Genomic DNA, 23,375 nt, shown 5'->3' with positions numbered 1-23,375 from the left:
GCATTTATCAATCAATATGCTGACTCCAAATCAAGCTCATTTGCAAAATCAAGTAAAATTGAAAACATGGAAAAAAATAAATCGGAACAAAAGCAATTCTGTTCCGATTTAATTAATTTTATATTATCAATTCAGTCAACCTTTTTCAGGATAACTCAAAGTATAACTCCAAATTATTGATTTAACACTTCAGTTAAAGTTTCCTTATTTATAATTTGCTTTACAAAAACAGTATTATCATCCGCGAGAAAATAAGCATCAAACTGAATTCCTTCTTTTACTAAATCCTGAGGAATTTGATTTTTCTTCAGCATTTCTTTCAGTTGCTTCGCAAAAGAAATTTCAGCTGCCATTTTGTTTGGTTTATTCTGCTCTAAATTGGTTTCAAATCGCAATTCAATTTTATTATCATTTATATAGCCTCGTGCGGTAGTAAGTGTAACATTATCTGCTTTAAAAGTTTTTGAAGCAGCGTTATAAGTCGTTACAAATTCTTGTAGTTTCTGTTTGGTATTTTTACAGCTTACAAGCATTACTACCATAACAACTGCAAATGCGATTTGGGTTATTTTCTTTAGCATAACATTTTTTATTTTAGTTTCTGAAGTCTTAAAAGTGCTTCAAGGTAATAATAATCTGCGTAATTTATCGAACAATCTATTTCGCTTCCCGCAGGTTTATGCCCTGTTGAATGTAGCAAAAATGCAGAATTAACATCGTGACTTTGATACTGATCTGAAAGTGAAACGATCATTTTTTTAGCTTTAGTCAAATATTCGTTTTTTAAATTCTTGTCTTTTGTATAAGAACTCAATTCTAAAAGTGCCGAAGAAACTATAGCTGCAGCCGAGGCATCTCTTGGCTCATTTGGAATATTTGGCGCATTAAAATCCCAATAAGGTATTAAATCTTCTGTGGTTAATTTATCCAGATAAACACGTGTTATTTTATGAGCAAAATCTAAAAATTTAGGGTCTTTTGTTTCTCTATACGTCATGGTAAAACCGTAAATAGCCCACGCCTGCCCGCGCGCCCACATACTATCATCACTAAATCCCTGGGCTGTTCTTCCTTTTATCTTTTTTCCAGTTTCATAATCATAAATAATAACATGATAAGATGTATTATCTGGTCTAAAATGATTTGCCATTGTAGTTTCGGCATGTTTTACGGCGATATCGTACAATTTTCTATCCCCACCATTTTTAGAAGCCCAGAACAACAACTCCAAATTCATCATATTATCAATAATGGTATTATGACCACCCATTTTATTGTGAGGCCAGGATTGAATTGTTCCTACTTTGGGATTAAAAAGCGTTGCCAAGGTATCGGCCGTTTTAAAAATGATTTCTTTATATGCAGCATTTTTAGTCAAACGATATCCGTTTCCAAAACTATTAAAAATCTGAAATCCCAAATCATGATCACCAGCTTTGCTAACTGATAAAGGAGTTAAAAAACGACTGAATTTATCCGCTTCTTTTTCCCACTTTTTATCTTTAGTAGCTTCATATAAATACCAAAGTTCTCCCGGCCAAAATCCGCTGGTCCAGTCTTTGTAGTTTACAAATTTCCAATCTTTACTTCCGTTCGGAACTGTTCTTGGTGAAGTTCCGTCATCAGGAATTACTTTTAATGTTTTTGAAGCTTGTTCCGCACAATAATCGAGTTGCTTTTTTATATTAAACGAATTGCTTTTTTGAGTATAAGCCTGATTTCCTAAAAGAAACAGTGTAATGAGTAGCGTAAAAAATCTTTGATTCATAAAGTTATTTTTGGTAGATAGTTTATTGATCTGATAAATTTATAAAATAAAGTAAACGTATCAGATTCTTTGTATTTTTGTTGTACCAAAAATGTATTATTGTTCCTAATCAGAATTAAATTTGAGTAAATCAAGAGTTCAGTATATTCTCCTGTTCTTCAGCACAATCTTTCTTGGAATTATTTCAAGGAAAATTTCATTTATCCCTTTATGTATTGGTGATTTTCTGTATTCAGTAATGATTTATTTATTGATTCGGATATTCTTAACAAAACAAAAAGCTACTCCTATAATACTACTTTCATTAATACTATGTTATGGCATTGAGTTTTTTCAGCTCTATCAGGCTGAATGGATTATTCAATTAAGACAAACTCTTTTTGGAAGATATGTTTTAGGTCAGGGATTTTTATGGACAGATATTCTTGCCTATACTGTAGGAATTGCTTTTACATTTTTAATCGAAAAAATCATTTTAAAATATAATATTTATGAAACTCGTTTTCGCTTCAAATAACAAAAATAAAATCAAAGAAATTCAAAGTATTCTAAACGGATCCATTCAATTATTGAGTCTGGAAGAAATTGGCTGTCACGAAGAAATTCCAGAAACTGCAGACACAATTGAAGGAAATGCCATTCTGAAAGCCAATTATGTAACCGAAAAATATGGTTATGACTGTTTTGCTGATGATACAGGGTTAGAGGTAAAAGCGCTAAACGGAGAACCGGGCGTTTACTCTGCAAGATATGCGGGTGAACAAAAAAATGCCGATGATAATATGAACAAGCTTCTGAATGCTTTATCAGAACAACAAGATCGTACCGCACAATTTAAAACCGTTATTGCTTTAAACTTAAATGGAGAACAGCATCTTTTTACGGGAATTGCAAAAGGAGAAATCATTTTACAGAAAACCGGAAGTAATGGTTTTGGCTATGATCCGATTTTTCAGCCTGAAAATTATACGGAAACATTTGCTGAATTATCTTCGGAAATTAAAAATAAAATCAGTCATCGTGCGCTTGCAACCGAGCAACTTATTGATTTTCTGAACTCAACAAAATAATTGTTCAAAATACAACATTTTAATGTGCAAAATTTATATTTCACGACGTATTTTTTTTGTAAATTTTGGATTTTCTTATAAAAATGATTTTACTATAAACATAACTTTTTGATAATCAAATCATAACAAATACATAATTCTTAAAATAGCATTAGTTTATCTGAATAATTAACAGTAATTTTGCACCCTATTTTAAAAACACATATGAATAAATTTGAACAATTAGGATTGAATGAATCGTTACTGAAGGCGATTTTAGATCTAGGATTTGAAAATCCGTCAGAGGTACAGGAAAAGGCGATTCCCCTATTATTGGAAAAAGACACAGATATGGTTGCGTTGGCTCAGACAGGGACAGGGAAAACGGCAGCTTTCGGTTTTCCGCTAATTCAAAAAATTGATGCTGACAATAGAAACACACAAGCATTAGTTTTATCGCCAACACGAGAACTTTGTTTACAGATTACCAACGAACTTAAAAACTACTCAAAATACGAAAAAGGTATTAATGTGGTAGCAGTTTACGGCGGGGCTAGTATTACAGAGCAAGCCAGAGAGATTAAAAGAGGAGCACAAATTATTGTGGCTACTCCGGGGAGAATGCAAGACATGATTAACAGAGGTTTAGTTAACATTAAAAATATAGATTACTGTATTCTTGATGAGGCTGATGAGATGTTGAACATGGGATTCTATGAAGACATCGTATCTATCTTATCAGATACTCCAGACGAAAAAAGTACATGGTTGTTCTCTGCAACTATGCCACAAGAGGTTGCAAGAATTGCAAAACAATTCATGAGCGAACCAGTTGAAATTACTGTAGGAGCAAAAAATTCAGGTTCATCTACAGTTTCTCACGAATTTTACTTAGTAAATGCTCGTGATCGTTACGAAGCTTTAAAGCGTTTAGCTGATGCTAATCCGGACATTTTCTCAGTAGTTTTCTGTCGTACAAAAAGAGACACACAGGCTATTGCTGAAAAATTAATTGAAGACGGATATAGCGCTGCTGCGTTACACGGAGATTTATCTCAGGCGCAACGTGATGGTGTAATGAAATCTTTCCGTGGAAGACAAATTCAGATGCTTGTTGCTACTGACGTTGCCGCACGTGGTATTGACGTTGATAACGTAACTCACGTTGTTAACTACCAATTACCTGATGAAATTGAAACTTACAACCACCGTTCTGGTCGTACAGGTAGAGCTGGAAAATTAGGTACTTCTATTGTTATCGTTACAAAAAGTGAGTTACGTAAAATTTCTTCTATCGAGAGAATCATCAAGCAAAAATTCGAAGAAAAATCTATTCCATCTGGAATCGAAATCTGCGAAATTCAGTTATTGCACTTAGCAAACAAAATTAAAGATACTGAGGTTGATCACGAAATTGACAACTATTTACCAGCAATTAACAATGTTCTTGAAGGTTTATCTAAAGAAGAATTGATTAAGAAAATGGTATCAGTAGAATTTAACCGTTTTATTGCTTACTATAAAAAGAATAGAGATATCTCTACTCAATCTTCTGGAGAAAGACGTGAAAGAAATGACTCTGAACCTAGAGAATTCAATAATAACGGAGCAGTTCGTTACTTTGTAAATATCGGTTCAAGAGATAACTTCGACTGGATGTCTCTTAAAGATTATTTGAAAGAAACTTTAGACTTAGGTCGTGATGACGTATTCAAAGTAGATGTAAAAGAAGGATTCTCTTTCTTTAATACTGATCCTGAGCATACTGATAAAGTAATGGATATTTTAAACAACATTCAATTAGAAGGACGTCGTATTAATGTTGAAATTTCTAAAAATGACGGTGGCGGAAGACGTGATCACAACAATCGTGGTGGCGGAAGAAGCTCTGGAACAAGAAGAGAAGGAAACTTTGCTCCAAGACGCGAAGGTTCTGGAGGTGGTTTCAGAAGAAATGAAGGTGGTTCAGACAGAGCTCCAAGACGTGAAGGTTCTGGAGGAGGATTTAGAAGCGATAGAAACTCAGCTCCAAGAGAAGGTGGTTTCAGAAGAAACGAAGGTGGTTCAGACAGAGCTCCAAGACGTTCTGAAAGCTTTGGCGATTCGTCAAGACCAAGAAGACCAAGAAGAGATTAATTTTTTAATATCTTAAAATACAAAATCCCAAATTCCAGATACAATTGGAATTTGGGATTTTTTTTATCTGAACATCTTTCTCCCTACAAAAGAGTTTTAATACAACATTATCTTCCTTATCCCTTTTTATATAAATACAAAAAGCAACACTACTGTCTTTGTTAATTTTCTTATAATTATATTTGAATACAGCTAAATATTTAATCTCGATTTATTACTTTTAGTGCTTTAAATCCAGATATGAAATATTTCGCAGTTTTCTTTTTTATTCTACTATCGAGTGTTGGTTTCGCCCAAGAGACGGAAGTAACCGGCCCGCAAAGAGTTTCTGGTTACATATACAATGATAACACCAAACAGGTTCTTCCTAACGTAAATATCATTAATAAAAACAAAGTATTGGGCGCTATGTCTGATGCTAAAGGATATTTTGAAATCAACGTACAGGCAAATGACACACTTCTGTTCTCTATACTGGGATTTCAATCCTTACGTGTTAGAGTAACCAATGACTGGATAAAAAATAAAGTCACAAAAATTCAGCTTACAGAAAAAGCAATCGCCCTTGAAGAAGTTGTTATTGCCCCATTTAGTTTAACTGGCTACCTGGAAGTCGATTCAAAATTAATTCCAACTAAAGAAAACTTCCGTTATAGTATTTCCGGTCTTACACAAGGTTATGAAGCCGGAGAATATTCTCCAAATGCTTTTGGAAAAGTATTAGGTTCTATTTTCAATCCCGCCGATATGCTCTATAATTTCTTTGGGAAAAGTGGAAAAGAACTCAAGAAACTCAAGGACATGAAAAAAGATGACACCATTAGAAATCTTCTTGAAACGAAATATGACCGCGAAACACTAGCCGTACTTTTAGGAATTAGTAAAGAAGAAATTCCCGAAATCATGCAACGCTGTAACTACTCTGAATCTTTCATTCAAACAGCAAATGATTTGCAGATTCTAGACGCTATCAGTGGTTGTTATGAACAATATAAAGTACTAAAAAGGAATTAAACTTTACTTTTAAAATCAAAAATATACAAATCCTCAATTTTAAGATTGGGGATTTTTTTATGCCTTTTTTTAAATAATAAAACTACGTCTCTTTTTTATGTTTCAATACTTACCTTAACAAATATAGGGTTTCACGTTTTTTTTGACTAAATTAGATTTCCTATCCCCTATCAAAATCTAAATTTCGAATATAATCATCCAGAATACAATGACAGATATTACACAAAAAATCCTAAACTTTATTGACCTTCACAAAGGTGAAGAAAATAAAAAATTGGTAATAGAAAACATCACAAGTGCAGTATCTTTTAGAGGCTCTAACATCTGGATTCTGGCGTGTGCCATCATTATTGCTTCAGTAGGATTAAATGTAAATTCGACAGCCGTTATTATTGGCGCCATGCTAATTTCACCATTAATGGGACCAATTGTAGGTGCCGGTTTTGGTTTAGGAATGTACGATTTTGAACTTGTAAAAAAATCTGCTAAAAATTTATTAATTGCAACAGTCGTTAGTTTAGCAACGTCCGCAATCTATTTCTATATAAGCCCTTTTAAGGAAGCTCAATCAGAATTATTAGCCAGAACTTCTCCAAACATTTACGATATCTTAATTGCCTTTTTTGGTGGTTTAGTTGGCGTAATCGCAGTAACTCGTGTCGAAAAAGGAAATCCAATTCCCGGAGTTGCCATTGCAACCGCTTTGATGCCCCCGCTTTGCACCGCAGGTTATGGACTTGCTTTAGGAAACTATCTCTATTTTTTTGGAGCTTTATACCTTTACACTATCAATTGTGTATTTATTTGCATAGCTACTTTTGTGATCGTAAAGTATCTAAATTACCCTATTACAAAACAATTGGATCTTAAACATCAAAAACGAGTAAAATATGGCATAACCATTTTAATTTTACTTTTAATTATTCCGAGTATCTATTTTGCTTATCAATTGTACATTCAAAAAAGTTATAATTCCAGAACGGAAGTTTTCATTCAGAAAGAATTTCTTGACCACGATTATCCTATTATTTATAAAAAAATCAGATATAACACAGATCCTAAAAGAATCGAATTGGCCTTTTTAACCAAAAAATTTAGTGAAACCGAAATTGTTGATTTCAATAAAAAACTGGCTGATTATGACTTACCAAATACAAAATTAGTTATCAGACAAGATACTGTTAATTTAAGAAAAGATATTCTAAATCAAATCAACACCAATCAAAGCGTTGTTGATCAAAAAGATTTATTAATCAATAATTTAAGAAATCAACTGTCTCAATATCAATTCAAAAACGATCAGATTAACACAGAAGCCAGGATATTATTCCCTGCAATAAACACTCTTACTATTGGAAATTATACCGCTGAAAATGAAGCAAATAAACCAAAAATAATCCCTGTAATTCTTTATCAAAGTAAAAAAAGCCTGGATTTACAAACCCAACAAAAATTGAAATTGTGGCTAAAGGAAAGACTTGCAAAAGATTCCATTGAAGTATATCATCAAAATAACTAGTGTAAACTCAAAAATAGCACTTACATTTACTTTAAAATAAGTTAACTCTCTAAATCAATATATTATGTCGAAAGGTCAGGATGCTAAAAAAACAGTAAAAAAAGAACCGCTAAAAACGGCTAAAGAAAAGAAAGAAGAAAAAAGAGAAAAGAAAAACAATCCAAAAAGAGACTAAAAAAGCAGTATTCAGTGTTCAGTTTTTAATATCCTAAATTTAAAAAGTGTTCAGCTTTTAGTTATTTTATTTATTGAATACTAAAAACTGAACACTGAATTACTGTTATTATTTAACTGGGATATTAGAAAGAATTTCTAACACAAATTTCCAATATTTCTGAGCAGATGAAATACTTGCTCTTTCGTCCGGAGAATGCGCTCCGTGAATCGTTGGTCCAAAAGAAATCATATCCATTTCAGGATAGTTTGTTCCTAAAATTCCACATTCAAGACCAGCATGACAAGCTACAACTTTTGGTTTTTCACCATTTTGCTTTTCGTAAATTCCAACCAAAGTATCTAATATTTCCGAATTTACATTTGGAGTCCATCCCGGATAAGAACCTGAAAGTTCAACTTCGCATCCAACCAATTCAAACGCAGAACGTAAAGAATTAGCTAAATCAAATTTAGAAGATTCAACAGAAGAACGCGTTAAACATCCTACCAATACTTCTCCGTCTTTAATTATGACACGAGCGATATTGTTTGAAGTTTCAACCAAATCAGCCATATCTGCACTCATTCTATATACACCATTATGCGCTGCATAAATCGCTCTGATAATTCCTTCCTGAACACCCAAATCCATTACGTTTTCTGGTAAATCACCTTTCACGATTTCAATAGACAAGTTTGGTTCTGTAGTTTTATATTCAGCTTTAATATCGTTGATGATTTCCTGCATATCATAAATATATGCTTCGTCAAACATTTGAGAGATAATTACTTTAGCAACACTTTCTCTTGGAATTGCATTTCTCAAACTTCCACCATTAATTTCAGCAATTTGCAAACCAAAGTTTTCAAATGCATCAAACAATAAACGGTTCATGATTTTATTAGCATTACCTAAACCTTTATGAATGTCCATTCCTGAATGTCCTCCGTTTAAGCCTTTTACTGTAATAGTATAACCAACTGAACCTTCCGGAACTTCTTCTGCATGATACGTTCTTGTAGCGGTTACATCTATTCCTCCTGCACAACCAATATCAATTTCATCATCTTCTTCTGTATCAAGATTCAACAAAATCTGACCTTGCAAAATTCCGCCTTTAAGGTTTAAAGCTCCAGTCATTCCAGTTTCTTCGTCAATTGTAAACAAAGCTTCGATTGCAGGATGCGGAATATCTTTACTTTCTAAAATAGCCATAATTGTAGCTACTCCTAATCCGTTATCAGCTCCTAATGTCGTACCACGGGCACGAACCCAGTCACCATCAACATACATATCGATTCCCTGAGTATCAAAATCAAAAACAGTGTCTGCATTTTTTTGGTGTACCATATCAAGGTGTCCCTGCATTACGATTGCTTTACGATTTTCCATTCCCGGAGTTGCCGGTTTTCTGATGATTACATTTCTGATTTCATCTTCAAAAGTTTCTAAACCTAAGCTGTTTCCAAAGTTCTTCATAAACTCAATCACACGCTCTTCTTTCTTTGAGGGACGTGGAACTGCGTTTAAATCTGCAAATTTATTCCAAAGTGCTTTTGGCTCCAGATTTCTTATTTCCTGACTCATTATATATTTTATTTGAATTATTTCGGATATTTGGAAGGGCTTAATGATGTATTAAAAACAGATAAAATATAGATAGTTTTCAACTTTTCATCAATAAAATAAAAGATTATAAAAGGAAATTTTTTAACAGGAAGACCATGATAATCTCTATATCTGATTTGAAAAAAAGGATTTTTAGTTAACCTTTCTATATTCTCATCAACTGCCTGATAAAAATCTTCGCCCAACCCAGTTTGCTTAGATTCATAATAATCAATCGCATCCTGAATGTCAAGAATTGCTCTTGGCTCAATAATAACTTCAAAAATCATTTTCCAGATTTAAAAGAAAATTGCTTTTTTGCCTCATTCCAAGGAACAAAATTTTCTACTTTTGAAGTTGATCTTCTTTCGTCTAATAAATTTTTCATTTCGTCAGACACAGAAAAATCATCAATTACTGTTTCATAATTAAATTTCTCTATAAGCTGCATAAAGAATGTCAATTCTTCATCTGGAATATTTAAAGTAATTTGTGTCATTTTCGCTCATTCTTGAACAACAAATTTACAAAAAATAACACAAAATAGTATTTAATTATTATTTTTATAAAAAAGCAAAACTGTGAAACAAAAATACATTTTACCTTTATTTCTACTTCTTCAAATAATCATTTTAAAAATACTGCGATACTTTCCGGATTTTGTCGAAGGCTTTTACAGCAATAATTTATTTGTCAGGATTTCGCATTTTTCCAGAAATGTTTTAGGCAAAATACCGTTTTCTGTTGGTGACTGCATTTATGCCATTTTAATTCTTTCAATAATTAGCTGGTTTTGGAAAATCAGAAAAACATGGAAAACAGACTGGAAAGATCATCTCTTAAAAATGTTAGGCAAAATATCTGTTTTTTACTTTTTCTTTCATCTTCTTTGGGCTTTTAATTATTATCGCGAACCTCTTTTCGAAAAAATGGAAATCAAAAGAGAATATTCTGATGCTGATTTTCTTGCATTTACAAAGCGGTTAATTGTAAAAACTAATGCCATTCAGTATCAAATTACAAAAAACGAAAGTGCAAAAATTGTATTTCCGTATTCTCAAAAAGAATCTTTTAATATGATTTTAAACGGTTATGATAATCTAGCAAAAGAACATCCTTATTTTAAATATGAAACCTTAAGCGTTAAAAAATCCTTATTCAGCGTTCCTTTAACCTATATGGGTTTTGGCGGATATCTGAATCCTTTTACAAACGAAGCTCAGATTAACGATTTGTTGCCAATGTATACTTTTCCGCTCACAACAGCGCACGAAATGGCGCATCAAATTGGTTTTGCCAGCGAAAATGAATGCAATTTTATTGGTGTTTTAGCTTCGCTTAAAAATGAAAATTTATATTATCAATATGCAGGATATAGTTTTACTTTAAATTATTGTCTTGCGATCTGGAAATATAAAAATGAGAAGATTTTTAATCAATTAAAGAAAACTGTTCACGTTGGAATCTTAAAAAACTATCAGGAAAGTCAGGATTTCTGGAAAAAATACGACACTTTTATAGATAAAGGTTTCCATTTTTTATGGGATAATTTCTTAAAAACAAACAATCAAAAAGACGGAATGGAAAGTTACAGTAAGTTTATCGATTTGATGATCAATTATTACAAAACGAGAAATTTTTGATTCAACTGTAACAAAATTGATTTCAATACTACTAATACAATATGAGTGAAAATCTAGAACAGTCATTTGTTGCGCAATTGCAGGCAAATCAGAATATAATCCACAAGATTTGTAGATTATATACTGCCGGCGAAGATGCTCACAAAGACTTATTTCAGGAAATCACCATTCAGCTCTGGAAAGCGTATCCAAAATTTAGAGGCGACAGCAAATTTTCGACCTGGACGTATCGTGTTGCTCTAAACACTGCAATTACCTTATACCGAAAAACCAAACGAACCGTATCGACCGTAGAATATGAAAGCCATCAGCATTTTGTAAAAGATGTCGACTACAATTATGAAGAGGAAGAGCAGATCAAATTGATGTACAAAGCCGTTTATCAGCTCAACGACATCGAAAAAGCATTAGTTTTTATGTATTTAGAAGACAAAGATTATCAAGAAATAGCCGAAACCTTAGGAATCAGCGAAGTGAATGCGCGCGTGAAAATGAACAGAATTAAAGGGAAACTTAAAAAAATACTAAATCCTTAAAAATTATTATGAAAGAACTGGATTTACTAAAAAAAGACTGGAAAAAGAACTCGGATTCTTTTCAACAAATTTCTGAGACGGAAATCTACAAAATGATTCACAAAAAATCATCTTCTATCGTGAAGTGGATTTTAATTATCAGTATTCTGGAAGTGCTTTTCTGGACCATATCAAATTATTTTTCCAATATTGATGATATCCTTAAAAAGATCAATCATCCGGAAATTATACTTTATATGGAAATTATAATGTATTTTAACTATGCCGTAATTTTAGTTTTTATCTATTATTTCTATAAAAACTACAAGACAATATCTACCACTGTTTCTACTAAATTGCTAATGAAAAGCATTTTAAAAACCCGAAAAACAGTTCAGTATTATGTTTGGTACAATCTGGGAATGATTGTAGTTTCGTCTATTCTAAGTTTCTTTATAGGTTATGTCTACAATCCTGACATGGCACTAATACGTGAAAAGTTAGCCTTAAATGGTAAAGCGATGCTGTTTTCTATTGGTGCACTAATCCTACTTACATTAGTTTTCTTTGGATTATTCTGGTGTATTTACAGACTGCTCTACGGAACTTTACTAAGAAGATTATATGCGAATTATAAAGAATTGAAGAAAATTGATTTTTAAGAAAAGATGCTAAGGTATCAGATTAAAAGATTTATCAAACTGAAAATCTGAAAACCCAAAAATCTATATCAAATTTTTAAATCTTAATATTCACTTTCCGGGGCCTTATAGCTCCATCGTCTCATTTCGTTAAGTTCTTCTTCTACTTTGATTTCCTCAGCAGGAATTACTTTTAAAAATGATGGGTGTTGTTCGATTGCAAATTCTACTTTTTCTACGATTTCTTCAATTGTATCGTTTTCATAATCAATTTCAAGAGGTTCTTTGATAATGAAAGATTGCAGGATTCCTTTTTTCTTCATACGTAATCCTTTTTTATCAAATGAACGACGGAAACCGTCTATTACAATAGGAATTACGATTGGTTTATGCTGTTTAATGATATGTGCTGTTCCTTTACGAACGGGTTTAAATGACTTTGTTGTTCCCTGAGGAAATGTAATTACCCAGCCATCTTCAAGAGCTATTCTAATATTTTCAGTATCATTTGGATTTACTTCTCGCTTCTCGGTAACATCTACTCCTTTTGCACGCCAGGTTCTTTCTACAGTAATAGCACCAACATAGGCTAAAATTCTTGGCAATAAACCCGCTTGCATAGTCTCTTTGGCAGCTACATAATAGATGTTCATTTTAGGCTGCCACAAATAACCAATATTCTTAATAGTATCCTGACGTCCGCTTAAACTTGCGTTAAACACATGAAACATAGCCACAACATCTGCAAAATAAGTCTGATGATTCGAAATAAACAATACATTAGTATCTGGCAATGTTTTAATAATTTCAGATCCTTCAATCTGCAATTCATTAAATCCTCTGTATCTACGGTGCGTCATGGAACCCAAGATTCGGATTAACCATTTCTTGATAAATAATATATGTCCGAAAGGATTTCGTTTAAACAATCCCATAGCTATTTATTGTGTTTTTTTGTTAAGTCGCAAACATACAAAAATTATTCTTTTAGCATTACTATAAAGCAATTTCGGAAACAAATTGTTATAATAATGAATATCAAATTGTTAAATGTTTGTTTTTAGAAATATTCGTCAATTGTCGTTTTTAAAACATCTCTCAATTCACTTAATATCATAGCAGTCGCCCCCCAAACAATATGATTTTGAATATTAAATGCCGGAACCAGAGCATTTGCTGCATAAGAAGTTGACAATGTGGCTTCGATAATTATTTCATCATCTAAAAATACAGATAAGGGCAATTCTATTATACCTGCAACTTCTCTGATATCGGGATAAAATGATAATTCTTCTTTTGAAATCCCTAAAAAAGGATGCACCAAAAAATTACTTGGCGGAATATACATTGGGGTAAAGTGCTTGATAATCTCTATTTTCTCAGGAGCAACTCCAATTTCCTCGTGTGTTTCCCGTAAAGCTGTTTCTTCAAAATTAGCATCTGTGTTTTCATATTTTCCTCCTGGAAATGCAATTTGCGAAGAATGAACTCCGTTGTAAGCATTTCTAACAATTAAAACCAAATACGTTTTTCCTTTTTTGGGATATAACAACATCATCACCGCAGCAATACGAGGATTCTTGGATTCTACATCAAGATTCTTTAGTTCTTGAATTCTTTCCTTGGGTGCCATTTTAATATGGGCGAAAGTCGCCGGCAATTCAACTGGAATTAAATTAGGAACATATTGTAAAAAATCTTGAAAATCCATAAGCAAAGTTTATTTTTGTACTTTCAAATAAAAATAAAATATAAATATACTTTAGAAAACGCGGTTCTACAAGTTTTCTAAAACCCAAAGTCATAAAAAATGTACAGTAAAGAGGAATCACAAAAAATGAAAAGAGAATTCTGGGTAGCTTTCGCTGAAAAATATCCACGAAAATGGGTTCTTTATGATACTAAAATTAAGGATTTTTCCTTTAAATTTTTTGTAGAAAATAAAAAAGTACAGGTTTTAATTGATATCGAACACCGAAGCAATGAAAAACGAATTGCTTACTTTGAAAAAATTGAAGCTTTAAAAAATATTCTTGAAGAAGAATTCATTAAAGACTTGGTCTTCGAAAAAAACTATACTCTGGAAAGTGGTAAAACAATCAGCAGAATTTGGGTTGAAAAATCGGGCATCGGTTTTAGTAACCGAAACAACTGGGATGCTATTTTTGATTTTTTCAACGAAAAGATGCATGCTCTTGAAATGTTTTATCTGGAGTATGATGAGTTTATTAAGGATGTTGAGAATTAAGGTTCTAAGGCGCTAAGAAGCTAAGGTTCTGAGGTTCTAAGTTCTAATTTTACATAGCAAACCCGACAGGTTTTAAAAACCTGTCGGGTTTATTTTTTATTTTAAATTCTAAAAAATCAGAACTTAGAAGCTTAGTCCCTCAGAACCTTAGCATCTTAGAACCTTAACTCACACACTAAAAATATTATACAAAATAATATGATCGTCGTAATTGATATAAAGTTGTTTGCGGTAATCCTGTTTTTTGCGGGTAATTATTGAAAGCTTACAATCCTTTCCGTCATTGTCTTTACACATAAAAGAATATACAATATCGGTATCATTTTCTTCTCTTTCAATATAATCCAGAATACGAAACAACTGAATTTCCTGAGAATACACCACAATTCTATGTTTATTGGTATCTAAAACTACCGAAAGATTTACTAAGTCAAGATTTGACCACTCACCCCATTTTCCTCTTTCATTTTTTTCTAAAACACTAAAACCTGAAGTCTTAAAGTTATAAGACTGACTTTGTGCTTGTTGAAAACCTAATACTAAAAAAAGCAATGGTATAAAAGTGCGTATAAAATTCATAATGTATTTCTTGCAGATAATTAAAATTCAAATGTAGCTTTTTCTTCGCTGGCAACTTTAAAATCGGCTATCATTTGTTGAACAATTTGTTCAACAGGCAAAACTTCGTGTATTAATCCGGCTATTTGGCCAATTTCAAGTTCACCTTCTTCCAGATCACCTTCAAACATTCCTTTTTTGGCTCTGGCTCTGCCTAAAAGCTGTACTAAATCTTCTTTGGATGGACATTTTTCATACAGTTCCTGAACATCATTATAAAATTTATTCTTCACCAAACGAACCGGAGCTAATTCTTTCAATGTCAAATGTGTCCCACCTTCTTTAACATTAACTATCGTTTCTTTAAAATTATTGTGCGCTGAAGATTCTACCGAAGCCGCAAAACGACTACCAACCTGCACTCCATCGGCACCTAAAATCATTGCTGCAAGCATTCCACGGCCAGTTGCAATTCCTCCAGCTGCAATAATCGGAATTTGAATTTTTTCTTTCACCATCGGAATTAATGTGAGCGTCGTAGTTTCATCACGTCCGTTATGTCCGCCTGCTTCAAAACCTTCGGCAACAATAGCATCTACACCGGCTTCCTGCGCTTTTAAAGCAAAAATTGTACTACTCACTACATGCACAACAGTAATTCCTTTTGACTTTAAAAAAGAAGTCCAGGTTTTAGGATTTCCGGCCGAAGTAAAAACAATTTTAACACCTTCTTCCACTACAATATTCATGATTTCCTCAATGTTTGGATATAACATCGGAATGTTTACTCCAAAAGGTTTATCGGTTGCTTTTTTGCATTTCTGAATATGCTCTCTTAAAACTTCCGGATACATTGATCCTGCACCTATAAGACCTAAACCTCCAGAATTACTAACGGCAGAAGCTAATTTGTAACCACTGTTCCAAATCATTCCGCCTTGAATTATTGGATATTTTATATTGAAAAGATGCGTAATTTTATTCATTAAAATTGACTGTTATTGTTTGATAATCTTTCCGGTTTTATGTACACTTTCGCTATCAAAAGTATAAAAATAAAGTCCGCTGTTTAAAGCTTCTACTGAAAGAAACGGGTTTTGATTTGTAATTTGTTTTTCGATTATTTTTTGTCCTAAAACAGAATAAACAGCAACCGAAGCTGTATAATCCTGATCTGAAAAGGAGAATGCAACCATTGTTTTTGCCGGATTCGGATGTACTGAAAAAGTATCAGAAGTGGCAAAATTTTCAACTCCCAAAGCTGCTCCAAAATTTGGAATTCCGTATCCGTAATTGTTATCTGGACTAGAGAATTTATCTGCAGAAGTCAGAATCATTTGCTTAATTTCTTTATTGGTCTTAGTTGGAAAAGCCTGCCATAAGCACGCTACCATTCCTGCCATAATAGGACATGAAAAAGAAGTTCCGTTTGCTGTAATACTATTTCCCGAAGGATCTGAGACCACGGCTGCGACACCTTGCGCCATTACATCGGGTTTAATTCGATTATCAAAACTTGGTCCGATAGAGCTGGATCCTGATCTTACTTTTGAGGCATCTACAGAGCCAACTGCAATTACAGAAACAGCATCGGCCGGTGCACCAACATGAGGTTCTCCCGTTCTTCCTTCGTTTCCTGCTGAGGCCAAAACAATCATTCCTTTACTAAAAGCAATTTCGGCACCGCGCGAAACAAAAGTTGTTGTTCCGTTCATATCACTATACGTATGATTATATCTTGAAAGATCACGATCACCAAAATATCCTAGAGAAGTTGTAATAATATCAACTCCCAATGAATCTGCTTTTTCGGCCGCCTCGACCCAAAGAGATTCTTCTACAGGATTTTCTTCGGCATCAATTTCTGTAATAAAAAGATAATATGACGCATTTGGTGCTGTCCCTACCAAAGCATTCTCTGTGTAACCACCCATCGTTGATAACACCATAGTTCCGTGACTTCCTCCTGCGTAAAAATTGGTATTTCTTTTCGTGTAATCATAACCACCCAAAATTCGGTTATTAGTTCTAAGATTTGCAAATGGAAGAGCGGTATTTACTCCGGGAAAACCTGCATCGAGAACTGCAATAGTTTTTCCTTCTCCGGTAAAATTTTGTTGATGCAAAACTTGTCCGTTCAACATTTGAATCTGGTTGGCTGAATTACCATAAGAATAATCAACTGCAGTTTCCAGTTTACGAAGAGTCTGACTGCCTCCGTTTTCAGCTACTTTTTTTCCGGTGGTGTTTAATGTTTTATCTGCAAAATCAACTTTTTGCACAAAGGATAATAGCTTTAAAGCCTCTATATTAGCTTTAGTTCCTCTAATATGAAGTGCATTCAACCATTTAGATTGCGCCATAATGGTTATTCCTGTACTCGTTTTAATCTGACTTACAAATGAACTTTCTATAGGAGCATCGGTGATATCCAAAGCAATATTCTGTCTCGTTCTTCGATCTAAAGATTTCTGAGACAGCCCGGTTAACGGATTATTGTAAAAAGATTGCGCATTAGGTTTTGCATTAAAGTAAACCCAGGCTTCTTCTTGCGAAAAAACGGTAAACGAAAGAAGTAATAAAAGAAATGTAAAGTTGAATCTCATATTATACTTTTTAAGCGGAATCTCTTCCTAAGAAAGTATAAAGCTATGAAATTACTCCCGAACCAACTAATTCATTGTCTAAATACCACGCAACAAACTGACCTTCAGTAATTGCAGATTGTGGTTCATCAAAACGAACATACATTCCGTCTTCAAATTGATGTAAAGTCGCTTTTTGCAATGGCTGACGGTAACGAATTCTCGCCATAACTTGCATTGACTCACCTACTTTTAAAGTAAGATCTGTACGAACCCAGTGTACTTCAGAATTTCCAACAAATAAGGCTTTTTTAAACAAACCGGGATGATTGCTTGTTAAACCTGTATAAATGGTATTGGTATCTACATCAGTCGCAATTACAAACAAAGGATCTGTTGTTCCGCCTACATTTAAGCCTTTTCTTTGTCCATTTGTAAAATAATGAGCGCCTTGGTGTTTACCTAGTACTTTACCCATTGTTGGCAAATATTCTGCTTTTTTTGATTCAGCAATTAATTGTTCTTCCAAAGATAATCCGGTTGTTTCTTCAACATTGTAGATTGGGTCATTTTTATCAATCTGAACAATTTTACCTTCTTTTGGCTGTAATTTTTGTTGCAAAAATTCCGGTAAACGAACTTTTCCGATAAAACATAATCCTTGCGAATCTTTTTTATCAGCAGTAACCAATTCCATTTCAGCTGCAATTTCGCGTACTTCAGGTTTTGTCAAAGCTCCAATTGGGAACAATGCTTTTGACAATTGCTCTTGTGATAACTGACATAAAAAATAAGATTGATCTTTGTTGATATCATTACCGGCAATTAATTGGTAAACCGGTTTTCCATCTACTTCAATTTCATTCTTCTGACAATAATGTCCCGTTGCAACATAGTCTGCACCAAGACTTAGCGCAATTTTCATGAAAACATCAAATTTGATTTCGCGGTTACAAAGTACGTCAGGATTTGGAGTTCTTCCTTTTTCGTATTCGTTGAACATATAATCAACAATTTTTTCTTTGTATTCTTCGCTTAAATCAACAGTTTGAAACGGTATTCCAAGTTTTTCAGCTACTAATAAAGCATCATTACTATCCTCTAACCACGGGCATTCATTAGAAATAGTAACCGAATCATCATGCCAGTTTTTCATAAAAAGGCCAATAACTTCGTATCCTTGTTGTTGCAATAAATACGCTGCAACACTCGAATCTACTCCACCAGAAAGTCCAACAACTACTCGTTTCATTCTAAAATGTTTAATTTTTTAAGGTTGCAAAGGTACGCCAAATAATAGATAATCATACTTCTTTTGATTAGTTTATATAATCTCACTGTAGACAAAACCTATCGTTTTTTTTAATTACTTTTAATCATCAATAAAAATGTCATGCAAAAATTGGTTTACAGCTTTATTTTACTTCTTATTATAACTTCTTTAAGTGCGCAAAGATTCAGCGCTACTTTGCCCAATTACGAAGCTTATAAAGCTTTTAAAGGCAAACCTTTGTCTGATAAATTTTCGAATATTGAGTCTGTAAAAGTGATTTACGATTTACGAAAACAAAAAATGTATTATTTCAACAGTACATTAATTCCGCTGCATTATGATTTCGTAGTCAATTATTTAAACTATACGCAGGATTTAGAAATCTTCAATAATGAAAATTATAGTGATACCGAAAAAGACAGATCTTTTTTACTGGGAAATCTAAATCATATAAAAGGAACCGAAAAATGGATTTTTGAACTCGCTGCTTCAGATCATATGCCAGTTTTTCTGATTGAACGTTTTTTTAACTTGGTAAAAAACTCCACTTTTATTGGTGAAAATCTAAAATTCTATTTGAATATTCCGGAAAAAATGGAATGGTTTCAGGAGCAAAAATTCAAAATTCCTTGTGTAAAATCAGACTATATTTTTAATGAAATTACTTATCAGGAAGTAGTTGGAGGAACGAATATTGGAATTTTAAAAGAATATAAAATCAAGGATTTAGACAAAATAAAACCTAATCCTGACGAGATTGTAATTTTAGACGGAACACCAGATATTCTGCCAAATGCAAGAGGAATCATAGTCAATGAACTTCAGACTCCTTTAAGCCATTTGGTTCTGTTAGGAAAAAACAGAAAAATCCCGATTATGGCTTATACAAATGCTTTTAAAGACGATAATATCAAAAGATTGCTCTCTAAAAAAGTGGAACTAAAAATTGAAATCGATACTTTTTATATCAAGGAAACAAGCAAAAAAATAGTTCAGAAAACAAATTCAAAAAAGAAACAATTAGTAATTGATACTACGGTTACTGATTTAGTTAATTTGAATACAATTCCCAAAAAAGGAGTAAATTCTATTGGGTCTAAGGCACAAAATATGGCGTATTTAATTGCAATTTCAAAAGAACAATCTTTCAAAACGCCCGAAGATGCTCATGCAATTCCGTTTTATTTTTACATTAAACACATTCAAAAAAAATCTATTTCACCTTTAGTTAGTGAACTATTGGCATATCCGCATAAAGATTCGACGGTTTGGATTAACAAGCAACTCAAAAAAATCAGAGATGCCATTAAAAAAGAAAATATCGATCCTCAATTAATCGCTAAACTCAATGAAACTTTTAAAAATGCAAAATTTAAAAACTTCCGTTTCCGATCTTCTACAAACGCCGAAGATTTAGATGATTTTAATGGTGCAGGATTGTACGATTCTAAAACCGGAATTGTGGGCGACAGTATTAAAACTTTCGAAAAAGCCATTAAACAGGTTTGGGCAAGTGTATGGAATGAGGCTTCGTATAATGAAAGGGAACTTTTTGGAATTGACCAGAAAAACATTGCAATGGGAGTTCTGGTTCATCGCTCTTTTCCGGATGAGCTGGCAAATGGTGTCATTATTACTAAAAACATTTTCAGAGAGAATTTCCCCGGAATTACGGTTAATATTCAAAAAGGAGAAAACTCGGTTGTAAAGCCGGAAAAAGGAGAAATCTGCGAACAATTTGTCGCTTATCACTTTAATGACGGAAAAGATGAAACCGATTTTGATATTGATTATACTTCCAATTCTAATTTAAATAATAATGAACCGCTATTGAGCCGAAAGGAAATGAGCGATTTATATACTATAAGTAAAAAAATCAAAACTAAAATGTATCGTTACTGGCGTAAAAATCAATTTCATCCGGTTGATATAGAGTTTAAAATCGTTGGAGAAAAGAGGGAATTATATATTAAACAAGTTCGCCCTTTTAATGATTAGTAAAAAACCAATAAATCAATTTCGTTGTTTGCGGTATTAATCAGGACGATTCTAAAATCAAAATCATCAATCTTAATTTTTTCCTGAACTGATTTTCTTATCACTTCCTGATTTAAAGAAAAGTTATCGTCCAGCGGAATTTTTAAATCTACTGAATTGAGGTATTTTGAAGCTTTTTTATTCACGATAATCGACGCCACGATATAGAATCCGATTATAATGGTTTGAAAGAATAATAAAATTTCGATCTTTTCAAACGGATACAGAATATCTAAAATAGACAACGTAATTGTAGCAAAGAGAAAGATTATCGCATTTACAGTAAAAGACTGTGTTCTGAATCGAAGTATCGAAAAAATGGCAAAAAGTCCAAACCCAATTCCTACTCCGATTTCGATTTTGGTAAAAAGATAACAAAGCGAAAAAGTACAAAGACCAACGATTACCATTAATGGATTTATGGTTGCATTATCTTTTCTGTTGGAGAAAAAATATAAAACCAAAATCGAAAAAAACAATAATAAAAATCGTCCGGCTAATTCGTTTAAATCCATTTACTTAAATTTTTAGTAAATCAAATTTATAAAAAAACGCCACGAATTCACGAATTTTTAATTAAATAATTCGTGAATTCGTGGCGTAAAAATATCTAAGTAAATCTACTCTGTTTTAGGTTTTGAATCTGCCTGGTAATTGCTTTTAGGATCGCTCATGTTTACTTCTTTAGTCAATTTTCCTTTTAAGTAAAACTGCCACATCCCCACTTTTTTTCCGTTGAGGAATTTTCCTTTTGAAGCCATCACACCATCAGAATCATAAAAAATGGCATCACCATTATACTGATTATCTTTATAAGTACTTTGCTCTAAAAGAAAAGCATTCTGTCCGTATTTTTTATAGATGCCGTCTTTCAGACCATTTTTATAACTCATTTCTTCAGCTATTTTTGAATCCGGATAAAAAACTGATTTTGTGCCTTCGAGTTTTCCGTTCTTGTAATTCTCAACAGACATCGCAACTTTAGAAGCTTTGTGGTAATATTTCCACTCGCCTTCACGTGCTTTTCCTATTTCTTTCCCTTCACTTACTTTATTCTTATTCTGATCGAAGAAAGTAGTGTACGAGCTTCCATCATTGGCAGAAAAATCGCGGGTTGCTAAAACATCTCCTTTTTTAGTATCATCAAAAAATTTAAAAACACCGGTTTCTTTTCCATGATTAAAAGTTCCTTCATATCGCGGACGTTTAGAAACTTCGTAAGTTCCTTTCCAGATGCCATCCTTTTTTCCATTAGAATCTAACTTATTAAATTCCTGAGAAAAAGCTACTCCACATATTAAAAATAAAATCCAAAATTTTTTCATAATCCGTTTTTCTATATAACAACTAAAATTGAGTTTTAGTATTGCAAAAATAAAACCATTTTGACATTATCTGATGCTTTTCGAAGAGAATTTGATTTAAATATTGTTTAATCTTTTTAATTCAATTTGTTGGCTATAAAATTAAAAAAAGCAGTAAAACAAAACGCAAACAATTGATTATCAGTGATAAAAACCATTAAACAATAACGTTAAAAAAATATTAAATTTAATAATTGTTTAATTTTTATTAAAAAATGTTAAACAAAATTTATAATTTTACTATGCAAACGAAAAAAATTATATTATGAAAACAATCAAAATTAAATTAATTGCTTTATTAGCGTTAATTGCTTTCGTCAGCATCTCATGTAGCAATGATGACGACAATTCATCTCCGACTCCCCAAACAATTGTATCGATTGCGAAAGCAAATCCTAATCTTAGCTCTTTGGTTGCTGCTTTAGAAAAAGCAGATCTGGCAACCACACTGAACTCATCAGGTTCTTACACCGTTTTTGCACCAACAAATACCGCTTTCAATGCCTTTTTATCGGCAAATGGGTATGCGAATCTTAATGCCGTTCCAGTTGCTGCACTTAAAGAGATTTTACTAAATCATGTTTTAAGCACTAAAGTAAAATCTACTGAAATCACAACTGGCTACGTCAAAACTTTAGCGAAAGGAAGTGCCTCAACTTCCAACACCATAAGTATGTATCTCGAAAAGGGCTCTGGTGTAGATATTAACGGTGGAAAAACAAATGGTGGAGCAACTGTAACTACTGCAGACTTTGAAGCATCAAACGGAATTATTCACGTAGTCGATGGTGTTATCGGATTACCTACAATTGTCAATCACGCAGTTGCCAATAAAAACTTCACAACTCTTGTTTCTGCATTAACTTTTAATCCTGCATCTGGATTCGCAGGAATATTATCCGGTACAGCAAGTTCTCCATTTACAGTTTTTGCACCTACAAATACTGCTTTTACAAGCTTTCTTACTGAAACAGGATATTCAGGACTTCCTGCTATACCTGCAAATGTATTAGAAACAACTTTAAAATATCATGTTGTAGCCGGTGCGAATGTTCTATCGACTTCTTTAACAAACGGGCAAGTAGTAAACACTTTTGCCGGTCAGAGCTTTACAATTAATTTGACTGGCGGGGCAAAAATCACTGATGCTAATGACAGAGTTAGTACTATTGTTGCCACAGATGTTCAATGCTCTAACGGAATTATTCATGTTGTTGATAAGGTGTTACTACCAAAATTTTAATCAAAAAAAAACCGTCT

General features: G+C 32.9%; 25 protein-coding genes. 12 read left to right on the top strand and 13 right to left on the bottom strand.

The window, feature by feature from the left end; translation table 11 throughout:
• On the top strand, nt 1-180 hold a 180-nt coding region (locus KHA98_RS19230; protein ID WP_213259516.1), incomplete at its 5' end, for a hypothetical protein.
• Here the strand turns inward: KHA98_RS19230 and KHA98_RS19225 are convergent.
• Entirely contained in the window at nt 174-581 is a 408-nt protein-coding gene (locus tag KHA98_RS19225; protein ID WP_213259515.1) for a hypothetical protein, read from the bottom strand. The genes KHA98_RS19230 and KHA98_RS19225 overlap by 7 nt on opposite strands.
• An 8-nt stretch (nt 582-589) precedes the next feature.
• On the bottom strand, nt 590-1,768 hold the full coding sequence (locus KHA98_RS19220) for a glycoside hydrolase family 88 protein (protein ID WP_213259514.1): 1,179 nt from the start codon (nt 1,766-1,768) through the stop codon (nt 590-592).
• A gap of 121 nt (nt 1,769-1,889) precedes the next feature.
• Between KHA98_RS19220 and KHA98_RS19215 the strand changes: the two genes are divergently transcribed.
• From KHA98_RS19215 to KHA98_RS19195, 5 genes are all read left to right on the top strand, one after another.
• Complete coding sequence (locus KHA98_RS19215) at nt 1,890-2,285, top strand: ribosomal maturation YjgA family protein (protein WP_213259513.1); 396 nt, start codon at nt 1,890-1,892, stop codon at nt 2,283-2,285.
• Nucleotides 2,260-2,838: a non-canonical purine NTP diphosphatase gene (locus tag KHA98_RS19210; protein WP_213259512.1), complete on the top strand. Its 579-nt coding sequence runs from the start codon at nt 2,260-2,262 to the stop codon at nt 2,836-2,838. The genes KHA98_RS19215 and KHA98_RS19210 overlap by 26 nt, the downstream gene beginning before the upstream one ends.
• Before the next feature lie 204 nt (nt 2,839-3,042).
• Nucleotides 3,043-4,953: a DEAD/DEAH box helicase gene (locus KHA98_RS19205; protein ID WP_213259511.1), complete on the top strand. Its 1,911-nt coding sequence runs from the start codon at nt 3,043-3,045 to the stop codon at nt 4,951-4,953.
• A 240-nt stretch (nt 4,954-5,193) separates the two neighbouring features.
• Nucleotides 5,194-5,967, top strand: coding sequence for a carboxypeptidase-like regulatory domain-containing protein (locus KHA98_RS19200; protein WP_213259510.1), 774 nt, complete (start codon nt 5,194-5,196; stop codon nt 5,965-5,967).
• A 208-nt stretch (nt 5,968-6,175) separates the two neighbouring features.
• Nucleotides 6,176-7,486 carry a DUF389 domain-containing protein gene (locus tag KHA98_RS19195; protein WP_213259509.1) on the top strand — a complete coding sequence of 437 codons (1,311 nt, stop codon included), beginning with the start codon at nt 6,176-6,178 and terminating at the stop codon, nt 7,484-7,486.
• Between the two features lie 283 nt (nt 7,487-7,769).
• On the opposite strand, the gene KHA98_RS19190 is transcribed toward KHA98_RS19195, so the two are convergent.
• From KHA98_RS19190 to KHA98_RS19180, 3 genes are read right to left on the bottom strand one after another with little or no spacing between them, the layout of a single operon-like run.
• Nucleotides 7,770-9,230, bottom strand: a complete 1,461-nt coding sequence (locus tag KHA98_RS19190; protein WP_213259508.1) for an aminoacyl-histidine dipeptidase — start codon at nt 9,228-9,230, stop codon at nt 7,770-7,772.
• Between the two features lie 17 nt (nt 9,231-9,247).
• On the bottom strand, nt 9,248-9,541 hold the full coding sequence (locus KHA98_RS19185) for a type II toxin-antitoxin system RelE/ParE family toxin (RefSeq protein ID WP_213259507.1): 294 nt from the start codon (nt 9,539-9,541) through the stop codon (nt 9,248-9,250).
• Nucleotides 9,538-9,750: a hypothetical protein gene (locus KHA98_RS19180; RefSeq protein ID WP_213259506.1), complete on the bottom strand. Its 213-nt coding sequence runs from the start codon at nt 9,748-9,750 to the stop codon at nt 9,538-9,540. The genes KHA98_RS19185 and KHA98_RS19180 overlap by 4 nt, the downstream gene beginning before the upstream one ends.
• An 82-nt stretch (nt 9,751-9,832) precedes the next feature.
• Here KHA98_RS19180 and KHA98_RS19175 point away from each other — a divergent pair, with 82 nt between their 5' ends.
• The 3 genes from KHA98_RS19175 to KHA98_RS19165 are packed head-to-tail and all read left to right on the top strand — an operon-like array spanning nt 9,833 to nt 12,071.
• A complete protein-coding gene (locus KHA98_RS19175) occupies nt 9,833-10,894 on the top strand; it encodes a DUF3810 domain-containing protein (RefSeq protein WP_213259505.1) in 1,062 nt (353 codons plus the stop codon).
• A 41-nt stretch (nt 10,895-10,935) separates the two neighbouring features.
• Complete coding sequence (locus KHA98_RS19170) at nt 10,936-11,430, top strand: RNA polymerase sigma factor (RefSeq protein ID WP_068843197.1); 495 nt, start codon at nt 10,936-10,938, stop codon at nt 11,428-11,430.
• Between the two features lie 8 nt (nt 11,431-11,438).
• The gene (locus KHA98_RS19165) at nt 11,439-12,071 is read left to right on the top strand and encodes a hypothetical protein (protein ID WP_213259504.1); all 633 of its coding nucleotides are present in this window, start codon (nt 11,439-11,441) and stop codon (nt 12,069-12,071) included.
• 83 nt (nt 12,072-12,154) lie between these two features.
• Here the strand turns inward: KHA98_RS19165 and KHA98_RS19160 are convergent, their stop codons facing one another.
• Entirely contained in the window at nt 12,155-12,985 is an 831-nt protein-coding gene (locus tag KHA98_RS19160) for a lysophospholipid acyltransferase family protein (RefSeq protein WP_213259503.1), read from the bottom strand.
• A 125-nt stretch (nt 12,986-13,110) separates the two neighbouring features.
• Complete coding sequence (locus KHA98_RS19155) at nt 13,111-13,761, bottom strand: NUDIX hydrolase (protein WP_213259502.1); 651 nt, start codon at nt 13,759-13,761, stop codon at nt 13,111-13,113.
• Between the two features lie 99 nt (nt 13,762-13,860).
• On the opposite strand from KHA98_RS19155, the gene KHA98_RS19150 reads away from it, so the two are divergent.
• The gene (locus tag KHA98_RS19150; RefSeq protein WP_213259501.1) at nt 13,861-14,298 is read left to right on the top strand and encodes a DUF4268 domain-containing protein; all 438 of its coding nucleotides are present in this window, start codon (nt 13,861-13,863) and stop codon (nt 14,296-14,298) included.
• A gap of 168 nt (nt 14,299-14,466) precedes the next feature.
• Here the strand turns inward: KHA98_RS19150 and KHA98_RS19145 are convergent, their stop codons facing one another.
• From KHA98_RS19145 to mnmA, 4 genes are read right to left on the bottom strand one after another with little or no spacing between them, the layout of a single operon-like run.
• Nucleotides 14,467-14,877: a hypothetical protein gene (locus KHA98_RS19145; RefSeq protein WP_213259500.1), complete on the bottom strand. Its 411-nt coding sequence runs from the start codon at nt 14,875-14,877 to the stop codon at nt 14,467-14,469.
• 20 nt (nt 14,878-14,897) lie between these two features.
• A complete protein-coding gene (locus KHA98_RS19140; RefSeq protein ID WP_213259499.1) occupies nt 14,898-15,842 on the bottom strand; it encodes an NAD(P)H-dependent flavin oxidoreductase in 945 nt (314 codons plus the stop codon).
• Nucleotides 15,843-15,854: 12 nt separating this feature from the next.
• Nucleotides 15,855-17,462 carry a S8 family serine peptidase gene (locus KHA98_RS19135; protein WP_213259498.1) on the bottom strand — a complete coding sequence of 536 codons (1,608 nt, stop codon included), beginning with the start codon at nt 17,460-17,462 and terminating at the stop codon, nt 15,855-15,857.
• A 43-nt stretch (nt 17,463-17,505) separates the two neighbouring features.
• Nucleotides 17,506-18,693: a tRNA 2-thiouridine(34) synthase MnmA gene (gene mnmA / locus KHA98_RS19130; RefSeq protein WP_213259497.1), complete on the bottom strand. Its 1,188-nt coding sequence runs from the start codon at nt 18,691-18,693 to the stop codon at nt 17,506-17,508.
• Between the two features lie 141 nt (nt 18,694-18,834).
• Here mnmA and KHA98_RS19125 point away from each other — a divergent pair, with 141 nt between their 5' ends.
• The gene (locus KHA98_RS19125; protein WP_213259496.1) at nt 18,835-20,712 is read left to right on the top strand and encodes a PEP/pyruvate-binding domain-containing protein; all 1,878 of its coding nucleotides are present in this window, start codon (nt 18,835-18,837) and stop codon (nt 20,710-20,712) included.
• On the opposite strand, the gene KHA98_RS19120 is transcribed toward KHA98_RS19125, so the two are convergent.
• Both KHA98_RS19120 and KHA98_RS19115 read right to left on the bottom strand, forming a co-directional pair.
• Nucleotides 20,709-21,266, bottom strand: coding sequence for a DUF4956 domain-containing protein (locus KHA98_RS19120; protein ID WP_213259495.1), 558 nt, complete (start codon nt 21,264-21,266; stop codon nt 20,709-20,711). The genes KHA98_RS19125 and KHA98_RS19120 overlap by 4 nt on opposite strands.
• Before the next feature lie 105 nt (nt 21,267-21,371).
• Nucleotides 21,372-22,076 carry a toxin-antitoxin system YwqK family antitoxin gene (locus tag KHA98_RS19115; RefSeq protein ID WP_213259494.1) on the bottom strand — a complete coding sequence of 235 codons (705 nt, stop codon included), beginning with the start codon at nt 22,074-22,076 and terminating at the stop codon, nt 21,372-21,374.
• A 304-nt stretch (nt 22,077-22,380) separates the two neighbouring features.
• Here KHA98_RS19115 and KHA98_RS19110 point away from each other — a divergent pair, with 304 nt between their 5' ends.
• The gene (locus KHA98_RS19110; protein WP_213259493.1) at nt 22,381-23,358 is read left to right on the top strand and encodes a fasciclin domain-containing protein; all 978 of its coding nucleotides are present in this window, start codon (nt 22,381-22,383) and stop codon (nt 23,356-23,358) included.
• The last annotated feature ends 17 nt before the right edge of the window (nt 23,359-23,375 follow it).

The organism is Flavobacterium branchiicola, from assembly GCF_018383905.1.
Lineage (GTDB): Bacteria > Bacteroidota > Bacteroidia > Flavobacteriales > Flavobacteriaceae > Flavobacterium > Flavobacterium branchiicola.
Note: the sequence above shows the minus strand (reverse complement) of the source record. Positions and strands in the feature narration are given on the sequence as shown.

What these genes read in the sequence shown, in the direction of transcription:
- KHA98_RS19185 (WP_213259507.1), bottom strand. Translation starts at nt 9,541, where the DNA reads ATGATTTTTGAAGTTATTATTGAGCCAAGAGCAATTCTTGACATTCAG.
- KHA98_RS19225 (WP_213259515.1), bottom strand. Translation starts at nt 581, where the DNA reads ATGCTAAAGAAAATAACCCAAATCGCATTTGCAGTTGTTATGGTAGTA.
- KHA98_RS19120 (WP_213259495.1), bottom strand. Translation starts at nt 21,266, where the DNA reads ATGGATTTAAACGAATTAGCCGGACGATTTTTATTATTGTTTTTTTCG.
- KHA98_RS19195 (WP_213259509.1), top strand. Translation starts at nt 6,176, where the DNA reads ATGACAGATATTACACAAAAAATCCTAAACTTTATTGACCTTCACAAA.
- KHA98_RS19135 (WP_213259498.1), bottom strand. Translation starts at nt 17,462, where the DNA reads ATGAGATTCAACTTTACATTTCTTTTATTACTTCTTTCGTTTACCGTT.
- KHA98_RS19110 (WP_213259493.1), top strand. Translation starts at nt 22,381, where the DNA reads ATGAAAACAATCAAAATTAAATTAATTGCTTTATTAGCGTTAATTGCT.
- KHA98_RS19125 (WP_213259496.1), top strand. Translation starts at nt 18,835, where the DNA reads ATGCAAAAATTGGTTTACAGCTTTATTTTACTTCTTATTATAACTTCT.
- KHA98_RS19200 (WP_213259510.1), top strand. Translation starts at nt 5,194, where the DNA reads ATGAAATATTTCGCAGTTTTCTTTTTTATTCTACTATCGAGTGTTGGT.
- KHA98_RS19145 (WP_213259500.1), bottom strand. Translation starts at nt 14,877, where the DNA reads ATGAATTTTATACGCACTTTTATACCATTGCTTTTTTTAGTATTAGGT.
- KHA98_RS19210 (WP_213259512.1), top strand. Translation starts at nt 2,260, where the DNA reads ATGAAACTCGTTTTCGCTTCAAATAACAAAAATAAAATCAAAGAAATT.
- mnmA (WP_213259497.1), bottom strand. Translation starts at nt 18,693, where the DNA reads ATGAAACGAGTAGTTGTTGGACTTTCTGGTGGAGTAGATTCGAGTGTT.
- KHA98_RS19140 (WP_213259499.1), bottom strand. Translation starts at nt 15,842, where the DNA reads ATGAATAAAATTACGCATCTTTTCAATATAAAATATCCAATAATTCAA.
- KHA98_RS19115 (WP_213259494.1), bottom strand. Translation starts at nt 22,076, where the DNA reads ATGAAAAAATTTTGGATTTTATTTTTAATATGTGGAGTAGCTTTTTCT.
- KHA98_RS19150 (WP_213259501.1), top strand. Translation starts at nt 13,861, where the DNA reads ATGTACAGTAAAGAGGAATCACAAAAAATGAAAAGAGAATTCTGGGTA.
- KHA98_RS19205 (WP_213259511.1), top strand. Translation starts at nt 3,043, where the DNA reads ATGAATAAATTTGAACAATTAGGATTGAATGAATCGTTACTGAAGGCG.
- KHA98_RS19155 (WP_213259502.1), bottom strand. Translation starts at nt 13,761, where the DNA reads ATGGATTTTCAAGATTTTTTACAATATGTTCCTAATTTAATTCCAGTT.
- KHA98_RS19160 (WP_213259503.1), bottom strand. Translation starts at nt 12,985, where the DNA reads ATGGGATTGTTTAAACGAAATCCTTTCGGACATATATTATTTATCAAG.
- KHA98_RS19170 (WP_068843197.1), top strand. Translation starts at nt 10,936, where the DNA reads ATGAGTGAAAATCTAGAACAGTCATTTGTTGCGCAATTGCAGGCAAAT.
- KHA98_RS19190 (WP_213259508.1), bottom strand. Translation starts at nt 9,230, where the DNA reads ATGAGTCAGGAAATAAGAAATCTGGAGCCAAAAGCACTTTGGAATAAA.
- KHA98_RS19180 (WP_213259506.1), bottom strand. Translation starts at nt 9,750, where the DNA reads ATGACACAAATTACTTTAAATATTCCAGATGAAGAATTGACATTCTTT.
- KHA98_RS19220 (WP_213259514.1), bottom strand. Translation starts at nt 1,768, where the DNA reads ATGAATCAAAGATTTTTTACGCTACTCATTACACTGTTTCTTTTAGGA.
- KHA98_RS19165 (WP_213259504.1), top strand. Translation starts at nt 11,439, where the DNA reads ATGAAAGAACTGGATTTACTAAAAAAAGACTGGAAAAAGAACTCGGAT.